Here is an 8,883-nt window from a genome sequence, read left to right on the forward strand (position 1 = left end):
CTGCAGCGCCTTGCGGCGCATCTCGATGCGCAGGCAACCGCGGCCTGCGAGGCAATCCCCCAGGCCGGCCGCGATGCGCCGCTGCCGCTGTCGTTTGCGCAGCAGCGCCTGTGGTTCCTCGACCAGCTGGATTCTGCCGCCAGCCTTGCCTATCACATCCCGGTTGCGCTGCGTCTTGAGGGCGCGCTGGACCGCGCGGCGCTGCAGGCCACGCTGGATCGCATCGTGGCGCGGCACGAAAACCTGCGCACGCGCTTTGTCAGCATCGACGGCGAACCGCGCCAGCAGATTGCCGTGGCCGCTCCGTTTGCCCTGAGCGATCATGATTTGCGCGCGCTGCCGCCAGACGCGCAGGCCGCTGCCGTGGTGCAGTGGCGTGCCAGCGAGACCGCAGCGCGTTTCGACCTGGCCGCCGGCCCGCTGATCCGCGGCCGCCTGCTGCAGCTGGCCGAACGCGAACACGTGCTGCTGCTGACCCAGCACCATATCGTCTCCGACGGCTGGTCCATCGGCGTGCTGGTGCAGGAAGTGAGCGCGCTGTATGCCGCCTTCTGCGCCGGCCTGCCCGATCCGCTGCCGGGCCTGGACATCCAATACGCCGACTACGCCAGCTGGCAGCAGACACGCCTGTCGGCCGGCGCACTGGCGACAGAGCTGGCGTACTGGCAGCAGGCCCTGGCCGGTATTCCGGTGCTGCATCGCCTGCCGCTGGACAAGCCGCGTCCAGCGCAGCAGCGTTTCGACGCCGCGCACCTGGGCCTGCACCTGGAGCGGCCCCTGGCCGATGCCCTGCAGCAGCTGGGTCATGCACACAATGCAACCTTGTTCATGGTGCTGCAGAGTGCATTTGCAGCGCTGTTGCAGCGTTTCAGCGGCGACAGCGACATCGTCATGGGTGTGCCGCATGCCGGTCGTTCCGTGCCGGAACTGGCGCCGCTGATCGGCCTGTTCGTCAACACCCTCGTGCTGCGCACCCAGTTTCCGCATGACCTGCGTGTCGACGAACTGTTGGCGCAGGCACGCCAGCGGGCCCTGGACGGTTTCGCCCATGCGCAGGTGCCGTTCGACCTGCTCAGCGACACGCTGCGCCACGAACGCAGCCTGGCCTACAACCCGCTGTGCCAGATCAAGTTCGTGCTGCAGAACTTCGAATCGACGGCGCTGCAGCTGCCGGGCCTGCAGATGACCGCGCTGTCGCAGGGCAGCGAGCAGGTGCATTTCGACCTGGATCTGACGGCAGTCGAATCCGACGACGGCGTGCAGCTGAACTGGACCTACAAGGATGAATTGTTCGAGCGTGCCAGCATTGACAACCTGGCCAAGGCCTATGGTCGCCTGCTGCAGCAGATGGTGGCGCATCCGCAGGCGCGCCTGAGCGAGCTGGACTGGCTGGACGCGGACGACGCACGGTTGCTGCGTCAGCAAGGCCAAGGTCCGCAGCGCACAGCACAGCGCGAACTGGCCTTGCCGCAGCAGTTCGAGCAGCAGGTGCTGCGCACGCCGCAGGCGATTGCGCTGCGTTGCGGTGCGGATGAATTGAGCTATGTCGATCTTGATGCGAAGGCCAATCGGCTGTCGCATGCGCTGATCGAGCAGGGCGTGGCACCCGGTGCGCGCGTCGGCGTGCATCTGGAACGCTCGCTGGAACTGCTGATCGCGCTGCTGGCGGTGCAGAAGAGCGGCGCGGCCTACGTGATGCTGGACCATCGCCAGACGCCGGAACGGCTGCAGGCGATCCTGGCCGATGCGGGCGTGACGGTGGCCTTGCTCGACAGTCGTCGCTCGGTATTGCCGGTCGGCGGCGTGGATACGCTGTACCTGGACGATGCCGGTACCGATGCGCAATGGTTGGCGGAATACCCATCGACGCGGCCGGATATCGCCATCGCCGCCGAGGACAGCGCCTACGTGCTGTACACCTCGGGCTCTACCGGTACGCCCAAGGGCGTGGAAATCCTGCATCGCGGCCTGACCGACTATTGTGCCTTTGCGTGCGAAGGCTATTACGCGGCATCGCTGAGCGGATCGCTGGTGGTGACGTCGCCGGCGTTTGACCTGACGGTGCCGTCGCTGTACGTGCCGCTGCTGACCGGCGGCTGCGTGGAACTGATCGCAGCTGACGATGATTTGGCCGGTTTCGCCGCGCGGCTGGAACAGGCCGAGATGCCGCCGGTGCTGCTGCGCCTGACGCCATCGCATCTGCAGGGATTGCTGCAGCTGGCCGACGAAACGCCGCGCCAGACTGCACATGTATTCGTGATCGGCGGCGAAGCGTTCGGCGTGGATCTGGCGCGGCAGCTGCAGGCGAAGTATCCGCAGGCGCAGATCTACAACCATTACGGCCCTACCGAAACCGTGGTCGGCTGCAGCTGGTACGACGTGACGGCGAATCTGGCCGATCTGCAGCGCACGATTCCGATCGGCCGGGCGATGAGCAATACCGCGCTCTATGTGCTGGACGGGCAGGGCAGGCTGCAGCCACCCGGCGTGGCGGGCGAGCTGTATATCGGCGGTGCCGGCGTGGCCAAGGGTTACATCAACCAGCCCGAGCTGACCGCGGCGAAATTCGTTGCCGATCCGTTCGATGCCGGTGGCCGGCTGTATCGCAGCGGCGACCGTGTGCGCTGGCGCCATGACGGCACGCTGGAATTCCTCGGCCGCCTGGACGACCAGGTCAAGCTGCGCGGCTTCCGCATCGAACTGGGCGATATCGAAAGTGCTTTGCGCCGGCATGCGTCGGTGCGCGATGCGGTGGCCGTGGTGCGTGGCGAGGACAGCGAGGCACGCCTGGTTGCCTACGTCGTCGCGGCGATAGACGGGCAGGGCGACGTGGCGGAGACACTCAAGGCCGACCTGGCCGGCCAGCTGCCCAGCTACATGCAGCCGTCGGCCTATGTGCTGCTGGCGCAGCTGCCGCTGACACCGAATGGAAAGGTAGATAAAGCGGCTTTGCCGGAGCCGGAACGCCAGGCCCAGGTATTCGTCGCGCCGCAGGGCGAGACCGAGACCACGCTGGCGGCGATCTGGGCGCGCGTGCTCAAGCTCGATGCGATCAGCCGCGAGGCGAATTTCTTCGACCTGGGCGGCCATTCGCTGCTGGCTACGCGCGTGGTCAGCGAGATCGGCAAGCATTTCGGCAAGCCCATCGCCGTGCGCGCACTGTTCGAACAGCCGGTGCTGGCCCAGCTGGCAGCCCATGTGGACGCGCAGGCGCGCGCTGGCTACGCCCCCATCGCGACCATCGGCCGCGACGGTCCGCTGGCGCTGTCGTTTGCGCAGCAGCGCCTGTGGTTCATCGACCGCCTCGAAGGCGGCAGCGCGCAATACAACATGCCCATGGCCCTGCGCCTGCAGGGTCATCTGGACAGGACGGCGCTGCAGCAGGCACTGGATGCGCTGGTCGCACGTCACGAAGTGTTCCGCACGTTGTACGCCGAAGTGGATGGCGCCGCCGTGCAGCTGATCCAGGCGGCGGCCAGCGTGACGGTGCGCTACGACGATCTGCGCGAACTGGCCACGGCTGCGCGCGAAGCGCGCCTGCAGCAGCTCACCGCGCAGGAGGCCGGCCGTGCCTTCGACCTGTCGCGCGATCCGCTGCTGCGCTGCGCCCTGGTGCAGATGGACGAGGCCGATCACGCCTTGCTGTTCACCATGCATCACATCGTGTCCGACGGCTGGTCGCTGGGCGTGCTGGTGCGCGAATTCGCGGCGCTGTACGGCGCGCGGGTGCGTGGCGAGACGGCGGTGCTGCCGGCCTTGCCGGTGCAGTACGCCGACTACGCTGCCTGGCAGCGCGAACGCCTGCAAGGCGCCAACCTGCAGGGTCACCTGGAGTACTGGCGTCGCCAGCTGGCCAATCTGCCGGTGGTGCACAGCCTGCCGCTGGACAAGCCGCGGCCGCCGCAGCAGCGCTTCAGTACCGGCTGGCGCGTACACCAGGTGGCCGATGCGGCGACCTTGCCCGGCCTGCACGCCCTGGCCCGGCGCCAGGGCGCCAGCCTGTTCATGGTGCTGCAGGCGGCGTTCGCGGTACTCCTGTCGCGCTGGAGCGGCGAGAGCGACATCGTGATGGGCACGGCCATCGCCGGCCGCCTGCATCCCGACGTGGAACCGCTGATCGGCCTGTTCGTCAACACCCTGGTGCTGCGTACCGACTTATCCGGCGACCCGGATTTCGAGACCGTGCTGGCGCAGGCCAAGACCACCGCACTGGCGGCCTACGAGCACCAGGAAGTGCCGTTCGAGATGCTGGTGGAAGATCTCAAGCCGGCGCGCAGCCTGGCGCATGCCTCGCTATTCCAGGTGGTATTCGTGCTGCAGAACAATGAGCAGCTGGCGCTGGAGCTGCCGGGCCTCAGCCTGGCGCGGGAAAGCGGCGCGCCCAGCGCGCGCTTCGACCTTGAACTGCAGGCCACCGAGACCGCCGACGGCCTGCAGCTGTGGTGGATCTACGCCGACAGCCTGTTCGAGGCAGCCACCATCGAACGCCTGGGCAGCGCGTTCGAGCTGCTGCTGCAGGGCATCGTCGCCGCGCCGCAGCAGCCGGTACGCCGGCTCGCGCTGCTGGGTAGTGCGGAAAGAGAAATATTGTCATTGTGCAATGACAACGCCCGCGCCTACGAGCAGGACACGCCCATCCATGTTCTGATCGAACGCCAGGCGCAGCTGCGCCCCGACGCGGTCGCACTGACCTTCGAAGACGAAACCCTGACCTATGCGCAGTTCAACCAGCGCGCCAACCGTCTCGCGCACGAGCTGATCGCGTTGGGCGTGAAGCCCGACGACCGCGTTGCGCTGTGCGTGGAGCGAAGCCTGGAGATGCTGGTCGGCGTGCTCGGCATCCTCAAGGCCGGCGGCGCCTATGTGCCGCTGGACCCGGCCTATCCGCTGGAGCGCCTGGCCTACATGCTGGCCGATAGCGCGCCGATGGCCTTGCTCACCCAGCAGGCCACGCGCGAGCGCCTGGGCCTGCTGGATGCGCTGACGATTCCGGTGCTGGCGCTGGATGCCGCTACTGCGGCGCCGGATGCGGGCAACCCGCAGGTGGCCGGGCTGACGTCGCGCCATCTGGCCTATGTGATCTATACCTCGGGTTCTACCGGCCTGCCCAAGGGCGTGCTGCTGGAACATGCGGGCATGGTCAACCTGGCTGCCAACCAGGAAAGGATCTACCAGCTGTCGCCGCAGAGCCGCGTGCTGGCCTTTGCCTCGCTGAGTTTCGACACGGCGACCTGGGAATGGCTGATGGCGCTGACCACCGGCGCCAGCCTGCATATCTGCCACCAGGACGACCGCTTCTCGGCCGAACGCATCGCCCGGCTGCTGCTCAGGCAGCGCATCACGCATGCCACCTTGCCGCCGGCCCTGCTGGCCCAGCTCGACGTGCAGCACGACTACGCCCTGCAGGTACTTATCGTGGCGGGCGAGGCCTGCGAGGAACGCCTGGCCTGGACCTGGGCGCAGCGCTGCCGGGTGTGCAATTCCTACGGCCCGACCGAGGCGACTGTCGCGGCGACGCATGCGGACATCGTCGCGGGCGAACGCATCGTACTGGGCGATGCGCTGGCCAATGTCAGCATGCAGGTGTTGAACGAGCACCTGCAGCTGCAGCCGCTGGGTGTGGTCGGCGAGCTGTATATCGGTGGCGCCGGCGTGGCGCGGGGCTATCTGAACCGGCCGGAGCTGACGGCCGAGCGCTTCGTCGCCGACCCGTTCGGCACTGTGGCGAATGGACGTTTGTATAAAACCGGCGATCTCGGCCGCAGGCTGGCCGACGGCAGCATCGAATTCCTGGGGCGCAACGATTTCCAGGTGAAGATCCGCGGCTTCCGCATCGAGCTGGGCGAAATCGAGACGCGCCTGTCGGCCTGTGCCGGCGTGCGCGAGGCAGTGGTGATCGCGCGGGAAGACACGCCGGGCGACAAGCGCCTGGTCGCCTATGTGGTGCCGCAGCAGGGCGTGGAACTGTCGGTGGCCACGCTGCGCGGCGAACTGGCGCGGGAGCTGGCCGAATACATGATTCCCAGCGCCTTCGTCAGCTTGCCGGAATTCCCCCTCACGCCGAACCGCAAGCTGGACCGCAAGGCCCTGCCGGCGCCCGACGGGGCGGCGCTGCTGAGCCGTGTCTACGAGGCGCCGGTCGGCGAGGTCGAGCAGGCCATCGCGCAGATCTGGCAGGACCTGCTCAAGCTGGAACAGGTCGGGCGGCACGATCACTTCTTCGACCTGGGCGGTCATTCGCTGCTGCTGATCATGCTGATGACGCGGCTGCGCGAGTCCTTCCTGGTCGAGGTGCCGGTACGCGACCTGTTCGCCCGGCCGGTGCTGTCGGCGCTGGCCGAATACGTGGCCGTGCAGCAGGTGGAGACCTTGCTGGGCGATGACATGCAGGCGATGCAGGACGAACTGGATTCGCTGTCGGAAGCGGAATTGCTGGAGCTGTTGAAGCAGGAGTCGGTGAATGAGTAAGCAAAGCGACGCGCTGGACGAGCTGAAGAAAGCCATCCTGCTGAACCGGGCCAAGCAGCGCAGGGCCACCGTGGCCGCCGGCGAGCGCGGTTCAGCCATCCCCGGTGCAGACCGTTCCGGCCCGCTGCCGCTGTCGTATGCGCAACAGCGCCTGTGGTTTCTCGACCAGCTCGATGCGAGTGCCGGCGTTGCCTATCTGGTTCCCGCGGCGCTGCGCCTGAGCGGGCAGCTGGACCGCGCCGCCTTGCAGGCCACGCTGGACCGCATCGTGGCGCGGCACGAAAACCTGCGCACCACCTTCGTCGAACACAACGGTGCGCCGCTGCCGGTGATAGCGCCGCCCGGCGCGGGCATCGCACTGGCCGATCACGATCTGCGCGGGCTGGCTGCGGATGCGCGCGATGCCTGCGTCGCGCAGCTGTGCGCCAGCGAAGCACAGACGCCGTTCGATCTGGCCGCCGGTCCGCTCATCCGGGCGCGCCTGCTGTGCCTGGCCGACGACGAGCATGTGCTGCTGGTGACCTTGCACCACATCATTTCCGACGGCTGGTCGCTGGGCGTGCTGGTCAGGGAAGTCACCGCGCTTTACACCGCCTTCAGCCAGGGTCAGGCCGATCCGCTGCCGCCGCTGCCGATTCAACATGTGGACTATGTTGCATGGCAGCGCAGCGAGAGCAACGCCGCGCAGCTGCAGCAGGGCCTGGCCTATTGGCAGCAGCGCCTGGCCGGTGTGCCGCTGCTGCACGAACTGCCGCTGGACGGTGCCCGCCCGGCGATACAGGGTTTCCGCGCCCAGCGTCATCTGCAGCACTTCCCCGCCGCACTGCTGACAGCCCTGCGCCAGTGGGGCCGGCGCAGCGAAGCAACCCTGTTCATGGTGCTGCAGTCGACTTTTGCGGCGCTGCTGGCGCGCCGGAGCGGCCAGGCCGACATCGTCATCGGCACGCCGGTCGCCGGCCGCCTGCACAAGGACGCCGAGCCGCTGATCGGCTTTTTCAACAACACCCTGGTCTGCCGTTTCGACATCGATGCGACGCGCGACGCAGATGCGCTGCTGGCCCAGGGCAAGGCCGGCGCGCTGGAAGACCTGGCTCACCAGCAGGTACCGTTCGACCTGCTGGTGGAAACGCTGCGGCCCGAACGCAGCCTGGCCTACAACCCGCTGTGCCAGATCAAGTTCGTGCTGCAGAATTTCGAGACCGGCGAGCTCAAGCTGCCCGGCCTGCAGCTGTCGTCCGTGGATCAGGGCAGCGAGCGGCTGCATTTCGACCTGGACCTGACGGCCAGCGAAGCCGAGTCCGGCCTGCACCTGAGCTGGACCTACAAGGACGAATTGTTCAGCCGCGCCGGTATCGAAGCGCTGGCCAGCGCCTACCAGCGCCTGCTGCAACAGATCGTGGCCAATCCCGCACTACCGCTGGACCAGCTGGACTGGCTGGACGCGGACGACGCACGGTTGCTGCGCCAGCAAGGCCAAGGTCCGCAGCGCACAGCACAGCGCGAACTGGCCTTGCCGCAGCAGTTCGAGCAGCAGGTGCTGCGCACGCCGCAGGCGATTGCGCTGCGTTGCGGTGCGGATGAATTGAGCTATGTCGATCTTGATGCGAAGGCCAACCGCCTGGCGCATGCGCTGATCGAGCAGGGCATGGGCCGCGGCGCCCGCGTCGGTATTCACCTGGAACGCTCGCTGGAATTGCTGATCGCGCTGCTGGCGGTGCAGAAGAGCGGCGCCGCCTACGTGATGCTCGACCACAAGCAGACGCCGGAGCGTCTGCAGGCAATCCTGGCCGATGCGGGCGTGACCGTCGCGTTGCTCGACAGCCGTCGCTCGGTATTGCCGGTCGGCGGCGTGGATACGCTGTACCTGGACGATGCCGGCGTAGATGCGCAGTGGCTGGCGGAATACCCGTCGACGCGGCCGGATATCGCCATCGCCGACGACGACAGCGCCTACGTGCTGTACACCTCGGGCTCTACCGGTACGCCCAAGGGCGTGGAGATACTGCACCGCGGCCTGACCGACTATTGTGCCTTTGCGCGCGAAGGCTATTACGCGGCATCGCTGAGCGGATCGCTGGTGGTGACGTCGCCCGCGTTTGACCTGACGGTGCCGTCGCTGTACGTGCCGCTGCTGACCGGCGGCTGCGTGGAACTGATCGCAGCTGACGATGATTTGGCCGGTTTTGCGGCGCGGCTGGAACAGGCCGAGATGCCGCCGGTGCTGCTGCGCCTGACGCCATCGCATCTGCAGGGATTGCTGCAGCTGGCCGACAAAACGCCGCGCCAGACTGCACATGTGTTCGTGATCGGCGGCGAAGCGTTCGGCGTGGATCTGGCGCGGCAGCTGCAGGCGAAGTATCCGCAGGCGCAGATCTACAACCACTACGGCCCGACCGAAACCGTGGTCGGCTGCAG

2 protein-coding genes are annotated in these 8,883 nt (G+C 67.4%); both read left to right on the top strand.

The window, feature by feature from the left end; translation table 11 throughout:
• Positions 1-6,468: non-ribosomal peptide synthetase (locus DFR29_RS28560; protein ID WP_133822049.1), on the top strand; the 6,468-nt coding region annotated here is incomplete at its 5' end.
• Positions 6,461-8,883: condensation domain-containing protein (locus DFR29_RS28565; protein ID WP_166654422.1), on the top strand; the 2,423-nt coding region annotated here is incomplete at its 3' end. The genes DFR29_RS28560 and DFR29_RS28565, both read left to right, overlap by 8 nt.

Origin of the sequence: Tahibacter aquaticus (assembly GCF_004363655.1) — a bacterium.
In the GTDB taxonomy this organism is placed as follows: domain Bacteria; phylum Pseudomonadota; class Gammaproteobacteria; order Xanthomonadales; family Rhodanobacteraceae; genus Tahibacter; species Tahibacter aquaticus.